Origin of the sequence: Arthrobacter sp. AZCC_0090 (assembly GCF_014207375.1) — a bacterium.
GTDB lineage: Bacteria > Actinomycetota > Actinomycetes > Actinomycetales > Micrococcaceae > Arthrobacter.
Genome location: NZ_JACHEE010000003.1, coordinates 134,735 through 159,640, shown reverse-complemented (window position 1 = coordinate 159,640; position 24,906 = coordinate 134,735). Strand labels below are relative to the sequence as shown.

Annotated in this window: 15 protein-coding genes; 4 read left to right on the top strand and 11 right to left on the bottom strand. The window is 60.9% G+C overall.

The genetic code is table 11. The features are described from left to right. Positions 1-436 precede the first annotated feature (436 nt). Positions 437-2,956 (top strand): S8 family serine peptidase, encoded by a 2,520-nt coding sequence (locus tag HNP00_RS06010; RefSeq protein ID WP_311770507.1) that lies wholly within the window; start codon positions 437-439, stop codon positions 2,954-2,956. A gap of 123 nt (positions 2,957-3,079) precedes the next feature. Here the strand turns inward: HNP00_RS06010 and HNP00_RS06005 are convergent, their stop codons facing one another. Genes HNP00_RS06005 through glf form a run of 5 tightly spaced genes read right to left on the bottom strand, consistent with a single transcriptional unit; the run spans position 3,080 to position 10,107 of the window. Further along, on the bottom strand, positions 3,080-5,263 hold the full coding sequence (locus HNP00_RS06005) for an acyltransferase family protein (protein ID WP_184736980.1): 2,184 nt from the start codon (positions 5,261-5,263) through the stop codon (positions 3,080-3,082). Between the two features lie 4 nt (positions 5,264-5,267). After that, positions 5,268-6,005 carry an ABC transporter ATP-binding protein gene (locus HNP00_RS06000; protein ID WP_184736979.1) on the bottom strand — a complete coding sequence of 246 codons (738 nt, stop codon included), beginning with the start codon at positions 6,003-6,005 and terminating at the stop codon, positions 5,268-5,270. A 3-nt stretch (positions 6,006-6,008) separates the two neighbouring features. Beyond that, a complete protein-coding gene (locus HNP00_RS05995; protein ID WP_184736978.1) occupies positions 6,009-6,902 on the bottom strand; it encodes an ABC transporter permease in 894 nt (297 codons plus the stop codon). Beyond that, a complete protein-coding gene (locus HNP00_RS05990) occupies positions 6,899-8,923 on the bottom strand; it encodes a glycosyltransferase (protein WP_184736977.1) in 2,025 nt (674 codons plus the stop codon). The genes HNP00_RS05995 and HNP00_RS05990 overlap by 4 nt, the downstream gene beginning before the upstream one ends. Further along, entirely contained in the window at positions 8,920-10,107 is a 1,188-nt protein-coding gene (glf, locus tag HNP00_RS05985; protein ID WP_184736976.1) for a UDP-galactopyranose mutase, read from the bottom strand. Before glf ends, HNP00_RS05990 begins: the two co-directional genes overlap by 4 nt. A gap of 213 nt (positions 10,108-10,320) precedes the next feature. Between glf and HNP00_RS05980 the strand changes: the two genes are divergently transcribed. Further along, positions 10,321-14,388, top strand: a complete 4,068-nt coding sequence (locus tag HNP00_RS05980) for an FtsK/SpoIIIE domain-containing protein (protein ID WP_184736975.1) — start codon at positions 10,321-10,323, stop codon at positions 14,386-14,388. 24 nt (positions 14,389-14,412) lie between these two features. Here HNP00_RS05980 and HNP00_RS05975 read toward each other — a convergent pair whose 3' ends face one another. After that, entirely contained in the window at positions 14,413-14,910 is a 498-nt protein-coding gene (locus tag HNP00_RS05975; protein WP_184736974.1) for a hypothetical protein, read from the bottom strand. 228 nt (positions 14,911-15,138) lie between these two features. Between HNP00_RS05975 and HNP00_RS05970 the strand changes: the two genes are divergently transcribed. Then, the gene (locus HNP00_RS05970) at positions 15,139-15,387 is read left to right on the top strand and encodes a WhiB family transcriptional regulator (RefSeq protein ID WP_003804966.1); all 249 of its coding nucleotides are present in this window, start codon (positions 15,139-15,141) and stop codon (positions 15,385-15,387) included. A gap of 151 nt (positions 15,388-15,538) precedes the next feature. Here HNP00_RS05970 and HNP00_RS05965 read toward each other — a convergent pair whose 3' ends face one another. Genes HNP00_RS05965 through HNP00_RS05950 form a run of 4 tightly spaced genes read right to left on the bottom strand, consistent with a single transcriptional unit; the run spans position 15,539 to position 23,904 of the window. Next, on the bottom strand, positions 15,539-17,008 hold the full coding sequence (locus HNP00_RS05965; protein ID WP_184736973.1) for a sensor histidine kinase: 1,470 nt from the start codon (positions 17,006-17,008) through the stop codon (positions 15,539-15,541). A 30-nt stretch (positions 17,009-17,038) separates the two neighbouring features. Beyond that, a complete protein-coding gene (locus HNP00_RS05960) occupies positions 17,039-21,892 on the bottom strand; it encodes an NAD-glutamate dehydrogenase (RefSeq protein WP_184736972.1) in 4,854 nt (1,617 codons plus the stop codon). A gap of 57 nt (positions 21,893-21,949) precedes the next feature. Continuing rightward, the gene (locus tag HNP00_RS05955; protein WP_184736970.1) at positions 21,950-23,263 is read right to left on the bottom strand and encodes a P-loop NTPase; all 1,314 of its coding nucleotides are present in this window, start codon (positions 23,261-23,263) and stop codon (positions 21,950-21,952) included. Continuing rightward, positions 23,260-23,904, bottom strand: a complete 645-nt coding sequence (locus tag HNP00_RS05950) for an SAF domain-containing protein (protein ID WP_184736968.1) — start codon at positions 23,902-23,904, stop codon at positions 23,260-23,262. The genes HNP00_RS05955 and HNP00_RS05950 overlap by 4 nt, the downstream gene beginning before the upstream one ends. A gap of 149 nt (positions 23,905-24,053) precedes the next feature. On the opposite strand from HNP00_RS05950, the gene HNP00_RS05945 reads away from it, so the two are divergent. After that, the gene (locus tag HNP00_RS05945; protein WP_184736966.1) at positions 24,054-24,269 is read left to right on the top strand and encodes a helix-turn-helix domain-containing protein; all 216 of its coding nucleotides are present in this window, start codon (positions 24,054-24,056) and stop codon (positions 24,267-24,269) included. 62 nt (positions 24,270-24,331) lie between these two features. Here HNP00_RS05945 and HNP00_RS05940 read toward each other — a convergent pair whose 3' ends face one another. After that, entirely contained in the window at positions 24,332-24,904 is a 573-nt protein-coding gene (locus HNP00_RS05940; protein WP_184736964.1) for a hypothetical protein, read from the bottom strand. Positions 24,905-24,906: the final 2 nt, after the last annotated feature.

The window sequence follows — 24,906 nt, the reverse complement described above, 5'->3', positions numbered from 1 at the left end:
ACCACCACCTCACGGCGGGTCAGTGGTCAGGCCCGCTGTGAGCGCCGTGGAATCCCTCTTCCATTCGCATTCGTCGTGTATCTTCGTCTGTGAAGGCTGTGGCTCCTGTGCTTCGTGGTGCAGTATTCATTTTCAGTCTGACGACGCGGAACGCAATATGGGGCAGGGCCCCAAATCCAATTGGAAGATGCTCATGCCATTTAGCCCCTCCTCGGCCAGGAATGTCTTTGTTGCAGTTGTTTTTTGCTCGTTGACATTCGCGGGTTCGGGCATCGCGGGCGCTACCACGGTTGAACCGTCTGGAGCCGCCGCGGCGCCCTCGGCCACTCCAGCTCCGCTGGCTGCCCCGTCCCCGTCGACGTCCGCAGCCACTGCTTACCCTTCAGGGCCGGCTAGACCAACAGCCACGGGCGTTCCTTCCGCAACGGCTGGCAGTGTGGCGCCAGTTGCACCGTCTCCAACGCCGCCGACGCCGGACGCCTCCTCTGATGGAAAGGTCCGGTACATCGTCCGGTACACACAGGAAACCGATATCGGCACAAAAGCGAGCAACTTGGAGTCCAAGGGCGTGGCCGTCGACAAGACTTTCACGCATGCGCTCAAAGGCGCTGCTGTTACAGCCACTCCGGCAGAGGCCGCAAAGCTATCGCAATCCCCCGATGTCGTTTCAGTTCAGGTCGACCAGCGCATCACCGTCGCCCAAGACTCTTCGCCGTGGGGGCTCGACCGGACGGATCAGCGCGATCTACCGCTGAATACGTACTACCAACCGATAGGAACCGGCGCAGGCGTCACAGCCTATGTCTTGGATACCGGAATACGTTCATCACACACCGAGTTCATTGGACGGGTTAGCACAGGCTGGAGCAATGTCGACGATGGCCTGGGTACCGGGGACTGCAGCGGACATGGAACCCACGTTTCCGGTATTCTTGCGGGCAGCACATACGGCGTCGCAAAGTCAGCCACCATCGTTCCCGTGCGGGTCCTGGACTGCAGCGGTTCAGGATATACCTCGGGGGTGATCGCAGGCATTGACTGGATTACGGCCGACCATCAGGCCGGAACTCCTGCCGTGTTGAATATGAGCATGGCGGGTTTCACAGACATGGCTTTCGATGCCGCGGTTCAAGGCGCCATCGACCATGGGATCACCGTAGTTGCGGCGGCAGGCAACTACGGCGTCGATGCCTGTTCCGGTTCGCCAGCAAGGGTCCCGGATGTCCTGACTGTGGCCGCAACCGATTCAAGCGACACCCAGACGCCTTGGTCAAACGTCGGCAGCTGCGTTGACCTTTATGCCCCCGGCAAAGACATTACTTCGGCCGGGATCGCTTCGGACACGGCCTCGAAGATCATGTCCGGCACGTCCATGGCAAGCCCGCACGTTGCTGGTGCCGCTGCTGTGCTGCTATCCCGGAATCCCCAGATGACACCGGCCCAGGTCAGCGCAGCCATCCTTTCAAACGCGACCAGCGGTGTCGTGAAATCGGTCTCGGCCGGAACACCCAATAAGCTTCTCTACCTCCCTGCTCCCCTTGCCCTGAAGGGCTCACAACTCAACGGAGCATTCGGGGCAGCGATGTCTGGCGAAACCTATGGCCTCAAGGACGGAGGCGGCTACCTAAGCTTCGAGCGCGGTGCCGTGCACTGGTCGCCGGCAAGCGGAGCACACTCTACCAACGGCCCCATTCGGACCCTCTGGGCAACACAGAACTTCGAGGACGGGAGCCTCGGCTACCCCACCACGGATGTCCTGAGCTACCCCAATGGCGGCCTCGCCCAGGTTTTCCAGGGAGCTTCGGTCTACTGGACGGCGGGCAGCGGGGCGCACGCAACCTCAGGCCCGCTCCGCGCCGCCTGGGGCGCACTCGGATTCGAACGCGGTAAGCTCGGCTACCCCACCACCGACGAGCTGGACTACCCCAATGCTGGCAGAGCTCAGGGCTTCCAGGGCGGCGCCATCTACTGGACGGCGGCCACCGGAGCTCACGCCACCGCGGGTCCTATCCGGTCCACTTGGGCGTCACTGGGTTTCGAGGGCGGCACACTTGGTTACCCGACTACCGATGAATTGAGCTACCCCAACGGTGGCCGAGCCCAGGGCTTCCAAGGCGGCTCTATCTACTGGACCGTTGACACGGGTGCACACGCCAGCACAGGACCAATCCGCGGAGCCTGGGCAGCTATGGGCTTTGAAAGCGGAAAGCTCGGATACCCCACCACCGACGTCCTCAGCTACTCGAACGGCGGCCTCGCCCAGGGTTACCAGGGCGGCTCTATTTATTGGACAGCAGACACCGGTGCCCACGCCACGGCGGGCCCCATCCGAGCCGCATGGGCCGTGCAAGGTTTCGAAAAAGGAAGGCTTGGCTATCCCACGAGCGACGAAACTCCGGGGATAAACGGCGGTGTCGTCCAGAATTTCCAAGGCGGGTCAATCTACTGGACCGCCGTCACAGGAGCCCACGCCAGCGCCAACCCCATCAGAAGCGCTTGGGCTGCTGTGGGCTACGAAAACGGCAAGCTCGGCTACCCGACGACGGACGAGATGAACTACCCGTATGGCGGCGTCGCCCAGGTATATCAGGGTGGATCCATCTACTGGACCTCGGCTACCGGAGCCCACTCCAGCGCGGGTCCGATCCGCGCGGCCTGGGGCAGGGTGGGGTTCGAAAGCGGGCGGCTCGGCTACCCCGCGACGGATGAGATGAGCTACCCCAACGGTGGAATCGCCCAAGCCTACCAAGGCGGCTCCATCTACTGGACGGCCGACACCGGCGCCCACGCCACGGCAGGCCCTATCCGCGCCGCTTGGGCCTCCCAAGGTTACGAAACAGGCAAGCTAGGCTACCCCACCACTGATGAATACTCGACTCCCGATGGTGGCATCGCCCAAGGATTCCAGGGGGGCACCATCTACTGGACGGCTTCCGGCGGAGCTGTCATCAGGTAGCAGGCCTGCCCCGCGAAGAGAAGCGGGTCGGTTCAGATCCCTCGGGAAGCTGAACCGACCCGCTTCTCTTCTTTGTTGGAATGGCTGTTGGCCCGGCTCGGAACCTGACCAGCCGTACAGGACTCAGCGTGGTGCCGGCGCACCAAGCTCCGCGCCTATGCGCAATGCAAGCCGTGATGAGACCTGCCGGTTCAGGTGGTCGAGGTCATAGTAAATGGGAACTCCACCGACCGCGCCGTAGCAGTAAGACTCGTCACAGAAATAGCGGGATAAATCTAGCAGCCGCACTTTATTGTCATTGGCCGCGGTGACCGCGGCGGCTATGGGATCCTCAGGCAGCGCTTGGTTTCTTGGGGCGCGGCACGTGAGCGGACTGTCGGCACTGAGGACTACGCAGCTGGCGTCCCGGACCTTGTCGTTGAGCGGCGGATCAGCGATTGCGTAAACGACCGCCCCAGCCTGTGTCCAGCGCGTCCAGTAGCTGCTGAAACCTGCCTTGTACTGCTCCAGTTGGGACCGGCCGGAACCGTCATTGATCTGTTCTCCTGCTGCAAAGCTCGAAGTGAAGACTTTTGCGGGCTTGTCCCGTTCCACGGCGTCGGCGACGTTTCTGCGCCAAAGCCCGCACCTCTCTACAGCGGCTGGGTCCGCAGCGGACCCGCGGTAGCCGATGTAACGTACATCAGCCAGCGGGCATCCACCGCTGTAGCTAATTTTCAGCCTCCAGTGATTTGTTCGGGCCAGTTCGATGATTGCCGGCTGCCATTGCTGGGCGTGCGAATCTCCCACCAGCCAGACAGACTCAGCATCACGGCGCCCGCCCGAGTAGTCGCAGATTGCCGGGCCTCCCGGGTTGGCTTCACCGAGAGTGTCCTTCGTGGCTGGACAGTCCGCGGGCATGCCCCAGTACTCGTTGGCGGGCCCCATATTCGCATCCTTAACGGGGCGGGCGAACGGGTCACCACATTCGGGCTTGTCAACCGCCCGGGGTCCAAAACAAGGACCCTCCGCGTCAGTCCGGGCAAGAGTCGCGGCGGCCTGAGCCTTGGGTGCTACCTGCAGGTGAAGCGTCGTCCCGCCCAACGCCAACGCGATCATGCCGGCCGCAACACTGACGAGCACGCGTCGTGACCGCGTGGCGTGTTGGGGCCGCATGGTCCATCGGTCCTCAATCCACAACTTCGTCAGCCAAGCCAGAAGCACTGCCACGAGCGCCAACGACATTTTGGCCACGGTGCCCAGTGTAGTCCCCAGCAAGAACGGCGCCACGACGATCAGGGGCCAGTGCCACAGATACAGCGAATACGATATGTTGCCTATGAACTGCACCGGTTTCAGCGCCGTGAGCCGGTCGTGCCACAAGTTCGCACCGCTTGCGCCTGCACGAATTACCAGCACTGTGCCCGCGGCCGGCACCAGAGCGGTCCAGCCTGGAAATGGGGTCGCGTGATCGTAGATCACAGCGGACAGAAGAATGAGGGCGAACCCGCTCAGCGCCATAATGTTCAAGGTGCGCCGAAGGCGAGCCGCGCGAGGAACTGACAAAGCCAGGAGGGCACCCGCGCCGAACTCCCAAACGCGCACCGGAGTGCTGAAATACGCTTGGCTGTGTGCGACGGCCGTCAGGTAGATGCTGAACCCGAAAGAAGCGACCACAGCCACCCCAAGACCGGTCACGAGGGTACGGCGAGGGTCGCGGCGCCGTCGTACCGACAATACGTAGAGGCTGATCAGAGCCAGCGGCCAGGCTAGGTAGAACTGTTCCTCGACAGAGAGCGACCAATAGTGCTGCACCATCGTTGCCGACGCATTCATCGCTGAGTAATCCACCGACTTCGCCGCGAGCACCCAATTCTCGACATAGAAGGCGCTGCCCACAATTTCCTGGGCGTTAGCAGTCCAACGAGTGTATGGCAGCCATAGCCAAGTTGCCGCGAGAGATACCGCCAGCACGATCAGGGCCGCTGGCAAGAGCCTTCGGGCTCGTCTTGCATAAAACTGGCCCAAGCGCACCCGACCACTCGCCAAGAGTTCCTTGCTCAAGTGCGAGGTGATCAGGAATCCAGAAATGACAAAGAAGACATCAACGCCGACATATCCGCCAGGCAACTGGACAGGCCAAAGATGGTTGGCCACTACTAGGCTCACGGCAAGTGCGCGCAGCGCCTGGATGTCAGTACGGAATCGTCTTTTGCCGGGCAGAGGTTTAGCGGGTGCCTCATTTACACGGAGGGGGGATTCTCGCGCGAGGTGTCCGTCGAGTCCCTCGCCACTGCCAGCCGAAATACTGTCTTGTGAAAACGTCATCGGATCAGCGCGAGCTTTCGGTGCGAAGCTGAGCCACAGCGTCATCAATGGCTCCGTCAAACACGACATTTCCGTGCTTGAGAACCACACCCCGATCGCAAATACGGGAAACGAGTTCAAGGTCGTGACTGACCACGACGAGGGTCTTCCCTGCTGCGGAAAGCTCCTTGATCTTGGCGAGGCACTTACGCTGAAACGGTTCGTCTCCGACTGCTAATATCTCGTCCACGAGGAAAACCTCGGGGTCAGTGTGGACGGCCACAGAGAACGCAAGGCGAAGGTACATTCCCGATGAATAGAACCTGACCTCGGTGTCGATGAACTCGCCGATCTCGGAAAATTCCACGATGGAGTCAAATTGTTCGTCGATCTGGGACTCTGTCATCCCCAAAATTGCGCCGTTTAGATAAACGTTGTCCCGTCCGGACAGATCATGATGGAAGCCAGCGCCCACCTCGATAAGGCCGGCGACTCGGCCTCTCGTCCGCACGGATCCGCTATCTGGCAACATAACCCCGGAGATGTGCTTGAGCAGTGTGGACTTGCCGGAGCCATTCAAGCCCAACAAGGCGACGGTCTCCCCTTGTTGGATTTCCAGATCGACATTGTGAAGAGCGTGGAACTTCTTCGAGATGTCGCCCTTGCGTCCGGTGACTAGCCAGACAATTGCTTCCTTGAGGGAACGCGTATGTCTCAGCACAAACTGCTTGTTTAGTTGCTGAACCTCGATTGCAACGGACATCCTTTAGAGCTCCTGTGCGAATCGGCCCTCAAGCCGGCGGAATACCCACTGGCCAAGAACAAGAACTGCGAGGGAAACACAGAGTCCCACAGGGACCCAGACTGGCAAAAGATTCGGCGGCATCGGAGCAGTTCCATCAGTGGTGGGAAGCCAGAAGGCGTAGTGAAAGGCTTCAACGCCTATAGTGATGGGATTGACCTGGTAGAGGGAATACCAACCCTCGCCAAGTTTCTCCCTCACCATCGTCCAGGAATACATGATGGGAGAAGCCCAGGTCGCAACCATCAGAAGCATGTCGACGATGTTCTCGGAGTCCCTGAAATAGACATTCGCAGAGCCAAAGAGCAGTCCCAGACCGGTAGCGAGCATAGCTACGACCACGAAACCGGCGACGGCCGCGATCAACTGGAGGAAGCTCGGGTGCCATCCTGCAAAAAAGCAGGCAACAACGAGGACAACCAACTGGGGAATGAAATGGACGGCGGAAACCCAGACCGATGCAACGGGAAAGAGCTCGCGTGGCAGATAGATCTTCTTGATAAGACCACCATTGCCGACGATGGAGCGGGCTGCGTTACTGAGCGCCTCGGTGAAAAAGTTGATCAGAACAATTCCGGAGAACAAGTACACGGCGTAATTGCCCAAGCCGTCAGGGTTTCGAGCGCTTTTCTCGAGTCCAAGAAAGACGCCCAAGGCGATATAGAAGACAAGAAACTGGACCCCAGGTTTTACATAGGACCAAAGCAGCCCAAGTACCGATCCCTTGTAACGGATCTGCAGTTCTTTCCGGACAAGCAGCTTGAGCAAGAATCGCTGTCTGAACACATCAGCGAGTCCGCCTCCCACGCCCGGTCGGACGAGAGAGGCGGACTCGTTAAAGTCACTCGCAGTTGTCACCCGTTGACCTTTTCTTGCGGGGTCGTGGTCACCGCGTCGAACGTCTCGCGCCACGCCCGCTGGGACGTGAACTCGGGCAGGCTCCGTGCATATTCCTCGGCAAGCTTTTCCCAGTCTTGGAGAAGTTGCTGATGGAGTTTTATGCTGCGGGCCATCATATTGCGGAAATGCTCAGGATGACGCTTATACCAGGAGGCACCAGTTCCGTCCGCAGACGACACGATTGCGGAGTCCAACTGGGACAGGCGCCACCAGCGGGCGTCCATTGCCGGGACAAGCGCCTCGGGGTGCTCAAGCGCCCCAGGCCGCACGCTTTGAACCTGACGGATTCCGGCTGACGCGGCCGTCGCGAGGGCAGCAAAAATCGACTTCGGAGAGGATGGCTTCTTCCCGCGCCGCGGGGGTTTCACGCGCTTCACTTGCGGGAAGGTTGCCACTTCCTTTGTGATGCGCGCATCATCAAACTCCGCGCGTCGGGCACGTATTTCAGGGAGCTTGGTCTTGATTGTCTCGTGCAAATGGGACGGTCCCTTGAGGAGGTCCTCGAGGGCGTCAAGCCGGAGCTCGACCGCGGAATACTGCATCGACAGCAAGTGCTTGACGTCTACCATGAAACTCTGGCGTGGCAGAAATCCGCCCTTTTTGTAGGGTGAGTAGACTAGGGCGGCAAGCCAGCGGTTTCGCTGGTGGAAATACGCCTGCCAGTCGATCGTGTCATCCTTTTCAGTCCAAGGCATGTGCCAGACGGCAGCTCCGGGAAGGCTAACTGTGGGGTAGCCATGACGGCGGGCCCGGATGCCGTATTCGGCGTCGTCCCACTTGATGAATACCGGAAGCGAGAGCCCTATCTCGCGCACAACGCTGGTCGGAATCAAACACATCCACCAGCCGTTGAAGTCCACATCGATCCGGCGGTGCATCCACGGCGTGGTGCGAAGGTTGCTCGCGGAGAAGTCATGGGCCTCTTTTGTGCCGTCGACGGCGCCCCACTGGAACTTGTACTCGTTGACTTCCTCGCCGAAACTGTGCATGACCGAGCGCTCATACAGATTGAACATGTGACCGCCGACGATCGACGGTTTCCTCGTGAAGTCAGCGAAATTGATGGCGCGCAATACGCCTTCTGTTTCGATGATCACGTCATCGTCCAGCAGCAGCACGTATTTGCTTCGACCGTCCTCAACCGTCTCAAGCATTCCGCGGGCAAAGCCGCCCGAACCGCCGAGGTTTCCCTGCTCTATGAGTGCGAACTTGTCTCCAAGTCGGGCGGCAGCCTGTTCAAACCCCTCCTGGTCCCGAACCTTTTGCGTCCCTTGGTCGGTGATCAGGAGCCGGTCCATGACGTTCAGGAGCTCTGGAGATTCGGCAAAAGTGGAAAGGTGCTTGACACAGAAATCAGGGCGGTTGAAGGTGGTCACGGCAACCGTGGCGGTGCCCGCCTCGAACCCTTCGGGCTTGCGTACAGACCATTCGGCGCCGAGAAGTTTGACCTGTTCAGACGAAGCCACGAGGTCAAACCAGTACCAGCCGCCATCGCCGAAGTTAGCCAGCGGTAGGACAACATCCACAGGTTGTCCCGCGTCCACGCTGATGCTTTCCACCCTGTTGGAGGTACCCCTCGCCGTGGACCGCAGAATGACCACGGTTGCCGGGGCGTCAACCGCGACCGTAAGACGCACACTAGTGACATCTGTGTGCGCCCGCCAGTAGCTTGCGGGAAAAGCGTTGAAGTACGTTCCAAACGAGAGTCGTCGATAGGCCGGCAAGTGCAACTGGCGGCGGTTCTCAATGAAATCCGACCGGATCTTTGCACCACTGGAAGTGACGGCTGTGACACCCGCCCCGGACTTGGACGTCTGCGATTCTTCAGAAACAACACGCTGAGCCGAGTTGAAGTCTAGATACAAGGGAAGGGTGTCGGAATCTCCGTCAGTCGGAAAGACAACACGATGGACTGTTTGCCACTCCTCGCCCAGCCCGGGCGTAGCGTCCGTATTCAGGGGTTCCGTTGAAACGCTCATGCGTCCACTCCTCCGCTTTCAATCTCTGCGCCGCTTTCGAAGTGCGGACGGATCTTGTTGTCAAACATGGACAGGGCAGAACCAATGGCCATGTGCATATCGAGATATTTGTAGGTGCCGAGACGCCCGCCGAACAGCACGTCCTTTTCAGCTGCCGCAAGATCGCGGTATTTCAGAAGCTTCTCGCGGTCAACCGGGGTGTTGATCGGGTAGTACGGTTCGTCGCCGCTTTCCGCAAACCGAGAAAATTCTCGCATGATGACGGTCTTTTCCGTCTGGTAGCCACGCTCCGGGTGGAAGTGGCGCGGCTCAATGATCCTAGTGAAGGGGACGTCGGCGTCGTTGTAGTTGACAACGGACGTTCCCTGAAAATCGCCCATGTCCAGGACTTCTTCTTCGAAATCGATGGTGCGCCAGGACAGATCTCCAGAGACGTAGTCGAAGTACCGGTCAACAGGGCCGGTGTAAACAACGGGAATCTTCCCGACGACCTTGTCTTTTGAATACTCATGGGAATCGTCAAAGAAGTCAGTGTTCAGACGTACGTCGATGTTCGGGTGTTCGGCCATCTTCTCGATCCACGCGGTGTACCCGTTGGTCGGCAGGCCTTCATATTTGTCGTTGAAGTAGCGATTATCGTAGTTGTACCTGACGGGAAGCCGCGAAATGATTCCCGCTGGCAGGTCCTTGGGGTCAGTTTGCCATTGCTTGCCGGTGTAATGCTTGATGAAAGCTTCGTACAGGGGGCGACCAATCAGCTGGATGCCCTTGTCATTAAGGTTCTGCGGATCGGTTCCCGCGAGTTCGCCAGCCTGCTCCTTGATCAGGTCCTGCGCTTGGCTGGGAGTCAAGTTGGCACGGAAGAACTGGTTGATCGTTGCCAGGTTGATGGGGAGAGAGTAGACCTCGCCCTTGTGTACGCCGTACACCTTGTGCACGTAGTTGGTGAAGCTCGTAAACCGGTTGACGTACTCCCACACGCGCTCATTTGAGGTGTGGAAGAGGTGCGCACCGTAGCGGTGCACCTCGATTCCGGTCTGCTCTTCCGTTTCGCTGTAGGCGTTGCCACCGATGTGGTGACGGCGGTCAATGACAACAACCTTCAAGCCCAGCTCAGTGGCGGCCTGTTCTGCGATTGTCAGGCCAAAAAAGCCTGACCCGACGATGACGAGGTCAGCGGTCACAAATACTCCTGGTTCGAATGCGGGCAGCCCAATGATCTGCACTGGCTGCAGGTCAAGCCTACCTGAGATGCCGCATCCAATTGCTGCCGGGCTCGTTCGCTGACCAGCGAGCGCAGCGATTTCCACATACGCCAATCGACCGAGAACATCCGGATCTCATTGCAAATACGTTGGAGGAGCATCAATCACCCAACTCGAAGGAGCGGGCAAACAGTGACATTCCATTGCACCCTGGTCCGGGGTCCGCGGGCACTTCGGCAAGCAGAACCCGTCGAGCTGACTCTCGCCGTGGGCGACGGCAGCTCGGGCTCCCACGTCCAGGCAGCAGTGGCCGCGGAATTCGGAACCGGGAAACTGATGGTGGACGGGCTGCCACTAGAGAGTCTCACCGTCGGCGCGGCGCCTCTCGTATCCGGAGCCGTGTTGGTTGACGGCGCGGATTCGTGCGGACAAGATGCCCGCGACGGCGGACGCACCCCCGCAACTTTGTCACTTCTGGTGCACACGGGCCCCGCCGCAGGCTTGATCATTCCCCTGGAACGCGGCAGTTACGGGATCGGCAGGAGCAGTACGGATATTTGCCTCCCGGATCCCGACGTTTCCCGGGTTCACGCAGTCCTTACGGTTTCCGAGACAGCACTCACGATCTCTGACAACCAGAGCGTGAACGGAACCAGGGTCGATGGACGCAAAATCCGCTCGGCCTTCCTTTCAACTGCCTCCAGAATCCAATGTGGCCGCTCCGCAATGTCAGTAGTCTTCGGCGATGGAGAATTCGGCGCAGAGTCGCTGGGGAAAGCTGGCCTTGGCGTCGCAGAGCCTCTCTCAGTGCAGACTCGCAGTGACACCTACGGCCGCGTCCAACTGCTCCTCACTGCAGGGCTGCCGCTCCTGCTGGGAGTCGGCATCGCCTTGGCCACGGGAATGTGGATGTTCCTCGGATTCACAGCAATTTCTGCCATCGCGGTCCTCGCGCCGGCCATTTCGGGAAGACGGCAGCGCCGCCTTCTGGCGGCAGCGCTCGAAGAGGCAGTAGAACAAGACAGAGCCCGACGGCGGTGGTGCTCACCATCCGCCGCGGAGCTCGCCTTTGCGGTCAGATCAACTGCCTCAGCAGTCTCAGACGGACGTGGGCGAAAGCAACTGAAGCCGCCACTGACCGCCGCCGAAACGGTAGGCTGGAATGAAATCTGGCTCCGGCTCGGCGTCAGTCCGCAGAACGCCTTGGTTGCACTCGATCCCGCCGATCCACGCTTCGAGCCGCCGCAGTTGGGCCCGGTTCCAATGGTTTTGGATCCCACCATCCAAACGGTTTCCTTTGCGGGACCTGAAGCCAAGATCCAAGGCATGTTCAGGTTCCTGCTCATGCAACTTGCGGCGTTTCCCAGCGCATCGAATGTCGCTATCCTCATCCACGGCCCAATTGCCCTTTTGCCGTTCAGCGCCCGCTTCCTACCCCGAGTCACGATGACCACGGACGTCCGGTCAGCAGCAGCCATTCTCTCCGAGCGAACCGGGGAACCAGGCGCGCTCTTCTTAGTGGGGTCCGAGCCTGATCCCGACGACGATTCACTCCGGCAGGCGGCGGCCGAATCCGGCTGGAGAATCTTCCAACGCGCAGCAGGCGGAGATGCAGGCATATGCCTTGTCGAGTTTTGGAACAGACGCGCAGTCCTCCGGTCCTGTCTTACAGAAACGGAATTCGATCCTGACTTTGTCCAGCACCCAGTTTTTGACCGCTACTGCCGATCGTTGGCCGCCGTGCCCGTACTGGCGGCAACAAATGCGTCCGTTGTCCCCCCTGCGTGCCTGTTGGCCGAACTGCTTCCGAACGACCCCTCAAGCATCGCGGCCCGCTGGAGCGACTCTTCAGCACGCAGCGGCCTCACCGCGGTCATCGGGCGAGGGACCGAAGGGCCCCGCTCCCTGGATCTGGTTTCCGACGGCCCGCATCTCCTTGTGGCCGGAACGACTGGATCGGGAAAGTCCGAGCTCTTGCGCACTATCGTGACAGCGATCTCACTGACCCACAGCCCCGAGAGAGTCAACTTCCTATTTGTTGATTTCAAAGGAGGTTCAGGTCTGGGGCCTTTGATCGACCTGCCTCAATGCGTCGGAATGCTCACGGATCTCAGCGAACACGAACTGGAGCGCACCCTTGTGTCCCTCCGTGCCGAAGTTCGGATGCGGGAGGCATTCCTTGCGGAGGCAAATGTCCCAGACTTGCCAGCATACCGGGCCAGGGTCGGCGGGTCGGGAGACGGGATCCAGACAGCACGAAAAGACCAATTGCCCATCATCCCCCGATTGGTACTTGTGATCGACGAATTCAGGATGCTTGTTGAAGACGCCCCGGCTGCTCTGGCCGAACTGATGCGGATTGCCACCCTCGGCCGGTCCTTGGGCATCCACCTGGTCATGGCAACACAACGTCCGCAGGGCGCACTGAGTGCCGACATCCGGGCCAACGTCACTACGAGCATTGCTCTTCGCGTCCAATCAGACTGGGAATCGCGGGACATCATTAACTCCCCGGCCGCCGCATCAATTCCGGTGTCCCTCCCTGGCCGGGCCTATTTGGTTCGAGGGGCGGAGGAAGCCGAGCTTTTCCAGACAGCGACTCTCACCAGCAGCGAGGGTATTCGACCACTCACGAGCATCGTCGCCCGGACGGCAGCAGAGTGGCTCGGCTTCAGCGGCTCGTCTGGGAACGCCGAGGAAGGGATTCAAAATCCAGGGACAACCCCGGCAGAAGCCGCGCGTCCCATTATCAAAGGAATCAATCGGGTTTGGACCACCCACGGAGGTAGACCGCCCCGAAGACCTGTTGCGGACGCGCTTCCTGAATCCATCGCATTTGACCTATGCCTTAGCGCGGCAGCATCGGCGGGCAAGCATGCAGAGCCCAGGAAATCGGCAGGAGGAACGGCCTACCTCGGCTTAGTTGATTTACCTTCGCAACAACGGGTTACGGGTCTGACCTGGACTCCCAGTCTGCACGGGAACCTCGGACTTGTCGGTCCTCCCGCAAACGGCGTCGAAGACGCCTGCCGGGCGGCGTTTGCACAGCTTGTTGGAAGTGCCGAGGAACTCCACTTTTATGTCCTGGATGGCGACGGCGCTTTCGCCGGTGTGGCAGCCGGCGGGCGCGTCGGCGCCGTCGCCTCCGTCAACCACGCCAAGAGGGCCGCCCGGATTCTGGAGCGGTTGGCGAACGAAATGTCGGCGCGGCGGGCCCGGGGTGATGTCATGGGAGAAGTTCCCTTGCTGCTCGTCATTTCCGGCTGGGGGTCTTGGATCTCCGAGTTGCGCAACGGGCCACTTGCTTGGGCCGAGGACCTCGTCCACACCATCGTTCGCGATGGGCCGAAGTCCGGACTGACCGTTCTGGTAACGGGTGACAGGGAACTGGTCGCGTCGCGTATGTTCGCGTCAATTCCCAATCGTGCATACTTTCCCCTTGGCGCTACCGAAGAAACACGGCTTGCGTGGCCCCGATTTACGGCAATAAAGCCTCTTAAGGGCAGGGCTGTCGCGAGTGGCAACTTCCTTGATGTCGACACGGCAGTCACCCAGTTCGTGGCCCCGCCGCCAAGCACGGCTTGGCCCTCCCACGAGCCCCCTAACCCTATGCGACGCCCTTTCCGGGTGGAGCCGTTGCCACACTTTGTCCGGGCCTCGGACATCGTGGCGGACCACGGAATCGAAGCCACTGCTCCTTCGTCGGCTCGCGTGCGCAGAGCGGTGCTGCTTGGTCTGGGAGGCGACGAACATGAACCTGTATGGATCACGCTCCCGCCCTCGGGCGTCCTTCTTGCGCTTGGCGTTCCTGGATCCGGCAAGTCGTCGTTGCTCACCGCATTGCCGCTGCTCAACCCAGGCCTTCAGTGGCAGCGCCCACCACGGGGTACCGATCCGGATGCCTTCTGGGCGGACTTCCACAGGAATGCAACCAGCAAGCTTGTGGGTACCGACACCAATCTCCTGGTGGACGACGCCGAACAGCTGAGTAGAGCAACCGGCATGCTCCTTGCCGAGCTTCCCACCATGGGATTCTCCGTAGTGGCAACGGCGGCACACAGTCCGGCCCTGCTGCAGCGGACGCCCCTGGCTTCCCTTGCCCGAGCCCACGGAAACGGGATTCTCCTTGGCAAAACCTCGCCTACTGACGGCGATCTCTTCGGCGTCCGCGTTGACGTCGAACTGGAAGCCCCACCGGGCCGTGCTGTCCTTATTGAGAACGGAAGAACGCGTCCTGTCCAGATCGCCGCTCCAGAATGAAGGGCTTCGTCAGAGCGAAAGGGGTCAGAGCGCGGCGCGGGATCCGCCCGTTCGGGAAGCAAAGGCGATAACCCGTTTGTCGAACAGAAGGACAATTCCAGCCAAAGCCGGAACCACCATGGCGAGTCCGGCGAGGGCCAGCCCCCCGGTCATCGTGGGAAACCCGATCGTCAGGACGAACAGCTGGGCAACCAACGCCGCCGCGCGGGTCCAACGATAGCCACGGAACAAGAAGTGGCTGACCGCAAACAACCACGCAGAAAAGGCAAGGAGAAGGCCCAGCGTAAATACCGCCCCCCAAAATGAGGTTACGGGCGCCCCGGTCGCTAGCTGGTAGACATACAGGGCCGCCGCGGTCAACAATGCGAGGGCTTCCAGCAAAACCACGATCGAAATCACAACGATTCCTTTGGGACGCTGTCCTCCGCCGGGGGCTCCAGCAGAGTTGTTGTGGCTGGTCCCTTGGCCGTCGTCGCCGGGCACGGCAGGGTCGTGGGCAGGGTTGAGAGGGGGTCTTGACACACTGGCACACTACCGGACATAGTCAAATACCTGTGAGCAGATCGGCAACCAATGTGATGCATCGCTCACGGTTTCAACGGCTTGAACCCCTTGTTTACATGGCGTTAACATGACACGCTTGACTCAGACGACCAAGGGGGCCCAATGGGTCCCCTTTCCTGTGAAGCCTCTCGTGAATATTTTCACAAAAGGCTCACCTAGTACTCACGAATGGAGTGACTGATCAGCATGGATTGGCGTAACCGCGCAGCCTGCCTTGACAAGGACCCGGAGCTTTTCTTCCCCGTAGGCAACACCGGCCCTGCGCTTCTCCAGATCGAGGAAGCGAAGAGTGTCTGCCGCCGCTGTCCTGTCGTGGACACATGCCTTCAGTGGGCTCTTGAATCGGGCCAGGACGCAGGCGTCTGGGGCGGCATGAGCGAAGACGAGCGCCGTGCACTCAAGCGTCGCGCAGCCCGCGCACGCCGCGCTTCCTAAAGCCGGCGGCAAATAGACCACGGTGCCTGAAAGATAGAACACGGCGCCGGCAGCGAACGGAACATACGAGGATGGCCCGGACCGAAAGGTCCGGGCCATCCTCGTATGTCTCATTGCGGTTAGCAGCACCGCAGCTCGTGAGCGCCTGGTGTCAGCTTCGCACCAGGTTCAAGACGATCTCGACGGCGGTGCCTCCCCCGTCGCGCGGCATCCACTGGATGCTGCCACCCAATTCGCTCGTGACAAGCGTCCGCACAATTTGAAGGCCCAGGCCTTCTGTGTACGACCCCTCGGGCAGCCCGACGCCATCATCGGCAATTGTCACGGTCAGGAGCTCATCACCGCGCTCCCCGGTCGAACGATCGGCCATCAGCCACACTGTTCCGGCCCGGCCTTCGAGGCCGTGTTCCACGGCATTCGTCACGAGTTCGTTGATAACCAGGGCAAGCGGCGTGGCAAAGTCGCTCGGCAATTCACCGAACAGACCTGAGCGCTCGGTCCGGACATGCTGCGAAGGTGACGCTACTTCGGCCGAGAGCCGGAACTGGCGCCCGATCAGCTCATCAAAGTCCACGCTCTGGGTGAGTCCCTGCGAAAGGGTCTCGTGCACCAACGCAATGGTCGCCACCCGCCGCATTGCCTGTTCCAGGCCTTGCTTCGCCTCGTCGCTGACCATGCGTCGCGACTGCATGCGCAGCAAGGCAGCAACTGTCTGCAGATTGTTTTTGACGCGATGGTGGATTTCACGGATGGTGGCATCCTTGGTGACAAGCTCGAGCTCGCGGCGTCGTAGTTCGGATACGTCGCGGCACAGAACCAGGGCGCCGAAACGATGCTTTTCATCGCGCAGCGGAATTGCGCGCAATGACAAGCTGACCCCGCGGGACTCAATCTCGCTCCGCCACGGCATGCGGCCCGTGACTACCAACGGCAAAGTCTCGTCCACCATGCGCCGGTCCTTGAGGAGGCCTGCAGTAACCTCGGCGAGGGACCGCCCTTCCAACGTCTCCACCTCGCCGAGGCGGCGGAATGCCGAGACACCGTTCGGGCTCGCATACTGCACGATGCCGTCCGCGTCGAGCCTGATCAGGCCGTCACCCACACGCGGCGCACCGCGGCGAGAGCCCGTGGGTGAAGCGAAATCCGGCCACAGTCCAAGAGTGCCCATGCGGAGCAGATCATAGGCGCATTGCCTGTATGTCAGCTCCAGGCGGGAAGGCATCCGCGAACTGGACAGGTCCATATGCGACGTGACGACGGCAAGGGTCCGTCCGTTCCTGACCATGGGCACCGCTTCAACCCGCAACGCCATCTCGCTGCTCCAGCTCGTTTCACTGGAGCGTTCGATTGAATGGCTGGACCACGCCTTGTCCACTATCGGTTGCAGATCCGATCGGATGCCTTCCCCGACGAAGTCCGCGTGAAACACCGTGTGGCTCGTCGACGGCCTGACGTGTGCAAGCGCGATGTAACCGAATTCAGGATGCGGAAACCATAGGGCCAAGTCCGCGAACGCCAGGTCGGCGACCATTTGCCAGTCGCCGACCAGGAGGTGCAGCCATTCGGCATCTCCAGGCCCGAAATCAGCGTGCTCCCTGATGGGGTCTGTAAAGATTGCCACTGCACCTCCATATAACGCCCGGGCTTGTCCCTAGCGTCGAACGATTGACCTCAAGAGCCTCAATGCTACCGACAGCGAAGCCATGTCGTCGGCCTCCAACGCATTGACCTCGTCAAACATGCTCTTCGCACGACCCAGCTGCTCGGCGTTGAGGTCCTCCCAAGCCCGCAAGCGGGCTTCGGCGTCGAGACCGGCGTCGGTCGATTCGAGGACCGACATGGTCATGTCCGCCACAGTCGAGTAGAGGTCGTCGCGCAGAGCAGCACGGGCAAGCGCCTGCCACCGGTCGTCCCGAGGGAGTGCGGTAATTCGCTCAAGCAGTGAATCAACATGGAAGCGGTCAAACACCGTGTAGTAGACGTTGCTGACCTCTTCTACCCGGGCCCCGCGGCTTTGCGCAATCTTGGCGATGTCCAGGAGCACGAAGCTCTCGAAAAGCTCGGCCCAGCGATGGGCAAGCATCTCCGGCAAGCCCCACGCACGCGCCTTTTCAAGCCAACCGGTCACCCGCTCCTTGTCGCTGCCGCGCAGGTAGTCCAGCACCCGGGCCCTCATGGGATCCATCATCGGCTTGAACTCAGCGACAACCTCCGAGATCGGCTTTGACGCGTTACCCTGGCTCAGCAACCAGCGAACAGCGCGGTCCAGAAGCCTCCGGACGTCGAGGTGGACGGTGCTCCAGTGTTCCGTGGGGAACGAAGCCGGCAGGGCATTGAGCTCCTTCACCATGGAGTCGAGTTCGTAGATCTCGCGGAGAGCGACGAACGCCTTCGCCACGGCAACCTCGGTGGCCGAGGTCTCCTCCATGGTGCGGAAGGCGAAGGTAATGCCGCCCAAGTTGATCATGTCATTGGCAACCACGGTTGCGATGATCTCGCGACGCAAAGGATGCGTGTCCAGCTCGGCGTCGAACCGTTCCCGAAGCTGCTTCGGGAAGTACGAGCGGATCGTCTTGCGGAACCAGGGATCGTCCGCCAGGTCGCTATCGCGCAATGCAGATCCCAATTCGATCTTGGCATATGCGGCGAGGACGGACAGTTCCGGAGACGTCAGGCCTTGGCCCTGTTCCAGCCGCTCGCGAAGCGTATCGGTGGTCGGCAGTGCTTCAAGGTCCCGCTTGAGATCAGCAGACTTCTCGAGCCAGTCCATCAGGCGTTCGTAGCTCGGGCTCCATTCTGCGACACGGGTGCGGTCGTTAAGCAGCAGGATGTTCTGATCAATGTTGTCTTCGAGCACAAGGCGCCCGACCTCGTCGGTCATGTCGGCGAGGAACGATGTGCGCTCGGAAGCGTCAAGTTTCCCGGCGGCAACCATCCTGTCGACGAAGATCTTGATGTTGACCTCATGGTCGGAGCAATCTACGCCGGCAGAGTTGTCGATGGCATCAGTGTTGAGGATGACTCCCTGTAGTGCGGCCTCTATGCGTCCGCGCTGCGTCATTCCGAGGTTGCCACCTTCGCCGACAACCTTGACGCGCAGCTCGCGTCCGTTCACACGGATGCCGTCATTCGCCTTGTCCCCCACCTCAGCGTGGGCCTCGGTGCTTGCCTTGACGTACGTCCCGATGCCGCCGTTGTACAGGAGATCCGCCGGGGCGAGGAGTATGGCACGCAGAAGATCCGGAGGGCTCAACTGGACTGTTCCGTCCGGAAGACCCAGGGCGCTACGAACCTCCGGGGAGATCGGGATGACCTTGGCCTGGCGCGGGAAGACGCCGCCGCCTGCACTGATGAGCGAGCGGTCATAGTCATCCCATGAGGAGCGGGGCAGATCGAAGAGACGCTGCCGTTCGTCGAAGGAGGAAGCCGCATCCGGCGTCGGGTCCAAGAAGATGTGGCGGTGGTCGAAAGCGGCCAGCAGACGGATGTGCGTGGAAAGAAGCATTCCATTTCCGAACACGTCACCGGACATGTCGCCGACGCCGACCACAGTAAATTCCTCGGTCTGGGTGTCCAGGTCCAGCTCGCTGAAGTGGCGCTTGACCGATTCCCAAGCGCCTCGTGCCGTGATCCCCATGGCCTTGTGGTCGTAGCCGATGGAACCACCGGAAGCAAATGCGTCGCCCAGCCAGAATCCGTACTCGGCGGCCAGTCCGTTGGCAGTGTCCGAGAACGTTGCCGTGCCCTTATCCGCAGCGACCACCAGGTACGAATCGTCGTCATCCTGACGGACAACGTCCGACGGCGGCACGATCTTTTCGCCGTCGGCTGTAGTCACCAGGTTATCGGTGAGATCGAGCAGACCACGAATGAAAGTCTTGTAGCTCTCGATGCCTTCGGCCATCCAGGCCGCGCGGTCAATTGCGGGATCAGGGAGCTGCTTAGCAAAGAAACCGCCCTTGGCGCCGGTGGGCACAATGACAGCATTCTTCACGGTCTGGGCCTTGACCAGGCCGAGGATCTCGGTCCGGAAATCTTCGCGGCGGTCCGACCACCGCAGGCCGCCTCGAGCCACCTTGCCGAAGCGCAAATGCACGCCTTCAACGCGGGGCGAGTATACCCAGATCTCGTACTTAGGCCGCGGGAATGGCAGTCCATCGATCTTGGTTGGATCCAGCTTGAAGCTGACGTACGACTTGCCTTGGAAGTAGTTCGTGCGCAGGGTCGACTCGATGAGGTTGACGAAAGTCCTCAGGACACGGTCGGCGTCGAGCGTTGCGACTTGGTCAATCGCCTCGGCCAGTGTGGCGCGCGCGGTGTCTTGGCGAGCCGGACGGGCTGGGTCAGCTGATGCCGGATCAAAGCGTGCTCCGAAGAGATCAATCAGGCCACGGGCAACCTCGGGGTTGGCGAGGAGTGTGTCCGCAATGAACTCGAAGGAGTTTGTGTTTCCCATCTGGCGCATGTACTTCGCATATGCGCGGAGCATCACGACCTGGCGCCAGTGGATTCCCTCGCGGAGCACCAGTCGGTCGAAGCTATCGGATTCCACCTCACCGGTCACGGCTGCACTGAAGGAATCCGCCAAGAACTGGCCGGTAGCCACGGGGTTGACGCCAGCGGGGTACTTCAGGCCGAGGTCGTAGAGGAAGAAGTCCCGGTGGTCGGAGGTCTCGATTTCGAAAGGTCGCTCGTCCAGAACCTCAAGGCCGAGATTGTGGAAGTAGGGCAGGATCTGGCTCAAGCTCTTGGGTTCAAGGAGGTAAAGCTTAACCCGGGCGTCCTCTTCAAGGAGCTCACCGGCACCATCGGGCAGATAGACATGCACTCCAGGAGCCGCCTGGACGGCGACGGCGTCGCGATCGGCCGTGGCGCCGTACTTCTCGAAACGCTCGATGTCCTGAAGAGCGTCCTCCACTTCGTAGTCCACGCGGTAACCGGCGGGGAAGGCATCCGTCCAGAGGGAGGACAGCGCCTCGGCTTCCGATGCGCTTGTGTTCTCGCGGAGCACCTCTGCGATTCCTTCTGCCCAGGACCGCGAGGCCCGGACGAGGCGCTTTTCGAGCTCTCCGGCGTCGACGTCCCGAAGTTCCGCCTCACGCGGCAGCCGGATGCGGAAGAACACCCTGGCGAGGGCGGACTCCGTGATGCGCGCTTCATAGTCGATGCTCTCGGCCTCGAAGGTCTCGCGGAGTTCCTGCTCAATACGCTGCCGGACGTTGGTGGTGTAGCGGTCGCGGGGCAGGTAGACCAGGGCTGACATGAAGCGTCCGTAGATATCCGGACGCAGGAAGAGCTTCGTACGGCGCCGCTCCTGAAGCCGCTGGATACCCAAAGCGGTTGTGGCCAGATCGTCGGTCTCAATCTGGAAGAGTTCATCACGGGGGTAGGTCTCGAGAATACCGACGAGGTCCTTGCCGGAATGGGAGTCCTGCGGGAAACCGGCCGAGCGGAGCACAGCGTCGACCTTTTCCCGGACGATCGGGATGTTCCGTACGGAACCGGTGTACGCGCTGGTGGCGAAAAGCCCGATGAAGCGGCGCTCGCCGTTGACGTTGCCGGCAAGATCGAAGCTCTTGACACCTATGTAGTCCAGGTACGCAGGGCGGTGCACGGTAGAGCGCGAGTTGGCTTTGGTGATGACCAAGGCACGCTTTTCGCGGGCCTTCCTGCGTCCTGCGTCGGTGAGGTGCTGGATTTGGTGCGGATGGTCACCCGCCCTCAGGAGTCCCAAGCCGCTCGCTTCCCGCAACTCAAGGACGTCTTCGCCGTTCTCGGTGATGAGGTCGTATTCCCGGTAACCCAGGAACGTGAAATTGCCGTTGTCCAACCAGCGCAAGAGGTCCTGTGCCTGCTTGAGCTCGGCGATGTGTTCGGGATGGGCCACCTTGTCCAGGGAAGATGCCAGTTCGAGCGCCTTGGTGCGCATCTTCGGCCAGTCTTCGACGGCGGCACGGACATCGTTCAGGACGCGATGGATTCCGTCCACGAGTTCCTTCTGGAAGTCGTCCGCCACCCTGTCAACCTCGACGGCGATCCACGACTCCATGTGGGAGACGTTGTCGCCCTGCGCGATCAGGTGGGCGACATTCGGCATCGCTGCGGTGTCACCGCTCGAGATACCTATGTTGGAGGGCACGCGGGCAATGCCGGAGAGATCGCCCGTCAGGCGATCGCGCGAAACCACGAAGAGCGGGTGCATGACGAGCCGGATGGCGCAGTTCTGGCGAACGAGCTCGGCATTCACCGAATCCACGAGGAACGGCATGTCATCCGTGACGATGTAGAGAATGCTGCGGTCTGCCTCATTGGCAATCGTGACGTTGGCGGTGCCCGGCTTACGGCTTTTTCCCACTTCCCGGTGGGCGGCCGCCCGGGAGGTCAATTGCTCGGCCGCATATCCGCGGGCGTCCTCCTCTGCGAGATGCTCGTAGTAGTCGCCGTAGAACCCTTCACGGACTACTGCAAGTTTAGAACGATCCTCCACGCTGGATCCTGACGACATCGACAAACGCCTCCATCACATCTTGATTGCTGCGTCCTTGCAGCCCACATGGCGAGCCTAACGCTTTAGCCGTCGCCTTGCTCTGGAATAAATGACAGAGGATTTGCCATTTTGCTGGACGGCTGCACAGACCAATTTGGCGATTGCTTGCCGCAGAGCAGATTCAGGCGCACTTTCGAGGAGCACGGCGCCGGACAGCAAGGCAGCGTCGCAAGCTTCCGGGTCAGATGGAAGGAACCCCTCGATAGCGGAGCCGGGACCGTACCGATCCCATGCTTCGCGAAGCTCACGATTCGGTGACCGGCCCGCAGATGCTGCCCGGACCTTATTCAAGACCACTAGAGGAGCCGCTTGCGGTACGGCCTGCGCGACCTCCGCAAGGCCACGCACGAGCCGCGGAACGCCGATCGCATCGGCAGCACCCACGGCGTAAACGGTGTCCGCAAGTTCGATGCTGCGCAGAGTGGCCGCGTTGCGTCGGGGTGCCATACTGTCGAAGCTGAGTTCTTCATCGGCTTCAACGCAGAAACCCGCATCGACCACAACGACCTCAGCAATCTCCCTAGCGTACTCATATACGGTAGCGAGTGCAGCGGCCCGAAGTTCGGTCCACCGGTCCGCACGGGTGATGCCCGTAAGAACCCGAAAGCTGCCGGCCTCTGTAAAGACCGGCACGGCTATTCGTTTGAGGGATTCAACGTCCAGCAATCCTTGGTCCGCCAAGCGGCAAGCTTGCGCCAGTCCGGCGGATTCGTCCAACAGGCCCAGTGAGGCCGCGACGCTGGCCCCGTAGCTGTCCGCGTCGACAAGTATCACGGACTTGCCTTCGGCCGCCAACTCCGCAGCCATGTTGACAGCCACGAGGGTCCGGCCCGGCGCTCCCGTGGGGCCCCAAACCGTTATGACCCGGCCGTCCCCCGCGGGCGCCTGCTCCGCTTCTTCCTCAACATTGGAGGGGCGGAGTTCCGCGGCGGTATCCGCATAACCGGAATCCCGCTGCTCTGCGCGTCGCCTCGCCCGTCCGGACAGTTGTCCCACCGAATCGGAGATCGTGGAAGCCAGTGACGCCGAATCCACCTCCAGCGACGCCGTGACGACGCCGATACTCCGCAAGCGGACCGCCTCCGCCGGATCGTCACTCAGGGCAACAACGGACACGCCGACGGCCGCCAACCGGTCGACCAGGGACGCTGTGAGCTCCTCGGTACCGTTGGCTATGACCGCCGCACGCGCGAGACCGCTTTGGCACGCGGCCAGCAGTTCGGCGAGCTCGCCGCAGCGGCGGACGACTGTCACCGGTCCATGGAGCCGCTCGAGTCCCCCGACCAAGTCTTCCCGGGACTGCCCGACGGTGACAACGGGGATACTCACTTGCTGGCACCGCCTGGGTTCCAGACCACGGCAACCTTGGCTTTGTTCGCCTGTGCGCCAAGAAGTTTCGGCATCTGCTCATCGGTCACGAGTACGAGCACTACCTTCTCCTTGGACACCCCAAGCGTCGAAGCGCCTTCGGTGATCTGGGCGATTTCCGCGCCGGGCAGCAATAGCTGTGGCGCGCCGAAGCCATTGCGGGCATCGGGAAGGGCTACCCAGACGTCCACGCGGGATCCAGCCACAGCTTGGGAAGGCAGGGACTCCTGAATGGAAATCGCAACCGGCTTGCGGTTCAGGGTGTCCGCGGCTCCGAGGCTTTCTTGCGGGACGAGCTGATTCTTGGCGATCCTTTGGACGGCGACCCTCCCTTCGGGCAGGCCATCCGCCAGAGTCACGTAGCTTGACTCGACGTCGTCGAGCCGCACTTTGACGATCGTAAGATCGTCCTTGCTGACCTTCTGGCCCACGGCAATCGGCTCGCGCGCCGCATATACCTGGATGGTGCGGTCCGCTGTTCCAACGAGGGCGATGACTCCAGCCAACGATGCCAGGACCAGGAGGATCCCCACCAAGAGGCGCGGATCCCTCCATGACGGTTTCTTGAGCCGCGCTGCAGCGGCCGCTGTAGTTGCACTCACTCTGTCCCCCAATTGCAAATTCGCCGGTCGTAACCTTCAGTGGCCCTCATTCTGACCGCTTACTGGCAGCTTCCAAAGTCAAGTGCGGCAAATCACGTCAAACTGTGGATAACCTCAGCAAATGGGTTGAAGAGTGGCAAAATAGAGGCATGCCCCGATTCCTCACCTTGGCTGATGTCGCCGAACAGCTTCAAATCAACTCGCCGCAGGCATACGCCTTGGTGCGAAGCGGAGAACTCAAAGCCATTCAGGTGGGTGGCAGGGGCCAGTGGCGCGTGGAAGAAAAAATGCTAGAGCAGTACATCGAGGAACGCTATGCCGAGGCCAACAGGATGATCCAAGAGGCCAAATCCAAGTCCTCCTGATCCCCGCAAGCACTGAAAAGCTCCCAAGCGCCAATGACGGCCGCGGGGGGTCTCCGCCCGAGTTAGATCTCCTGGCCCCGCAATGAACGCAGAGCAGCAAGCGACCGGAACGGAACTGTCGCCACGAAAACGACGCTGCCGTGCCGGCGCACTTCGCCCGGCATCATGACTGCGAGATCAAAGTGGTCCTTGCCTACGCGGTCAACGACGCCCCGCATTGCCCTCTCCTCCGATGTCGATCCAAGCAAATGGACTGCGACTTCTGACCTATCCCGGGACAGTATCCGCAGTGCGCTGGCCAAGCCAAGGCGTTGCACCGTCTTCGATTGGCTTGCCCGCGCTTGACGGCCGAGTCCCTGATACGTCAGTACTGCTTCCCCCGGCACCAGCCACTGGTGGCGACCCTCGTCCAGAACCAACCATTCGCTCCCGACATGGCTCAGCGCCCCGGACACCAGCGTTCCCGAACGAAGCGTCACATCAATCTTCTGGCCGATTGCTCCACGCAGCCTGTCAGAGAGTTCGATTCCGGCGGTCTCCACCCGGGCCCGCTCTGAAATTTCGGATTCAAGTCCCAGCAAGCGTTCGGAGGCCAGTTGTGCCTCCATGTCTTCAAACAGTGCATCCCAGCGCATTG

Bases quoted from the DNA above. Each gene is read 5' to 3' on its own strand.
- HNP00_RS05960 (WP_184736972.1), bottom strand. From the start codon at position 21,892: ATGTCGTCAGGATCCAGCGTGGAGGATCGTTCTAAACTTGCAGTAGTC.
- HNP00_RS05970 (WP_003804966.1), top strand. From the start codon at position 15,139: ATGGATTGGCGTAACCGCGCAGCCTGCCTTGACAAGGACCCGGAGCTT.
- HNP00_RS06000 (WP_184736979.1), bottom strand. From the start codon at position 6,005: ATGTCCGTTGCAATCGAGGTTCAGCAACTAAACAAGCAGTTTGTGCTG.
- HNP00_RS05990 (WP_184736977.1), bottom strand. From the start codon at position 8,923: ATGAGCGTTTCAACGGAACCCCTGAATACGGACGCTACGCCCGGGCTG.
- HNP00_RS06005 (WP_184736980.1), bottom strand. From the start codon at position 5,263: ATGACGTTTTCACAAGACAGTATTTCGGCTGGCAGTGGCGAGGGACTC.
- HNP00_RS05945 (WP_184736966.1), top strand. From the start codon at position 24,054: ATGCCCCGATTCCTCACCTTGGCTGATGTCGCCGAACAGCTTCAAATC.
- HNP00_RS05940 (WP_184736964.1), bottom strand. From the start codon at position 24,904: ATGCGCTGGGATGCACTGTTTGAAGACATGGAGGCACAACTGGCCTCC.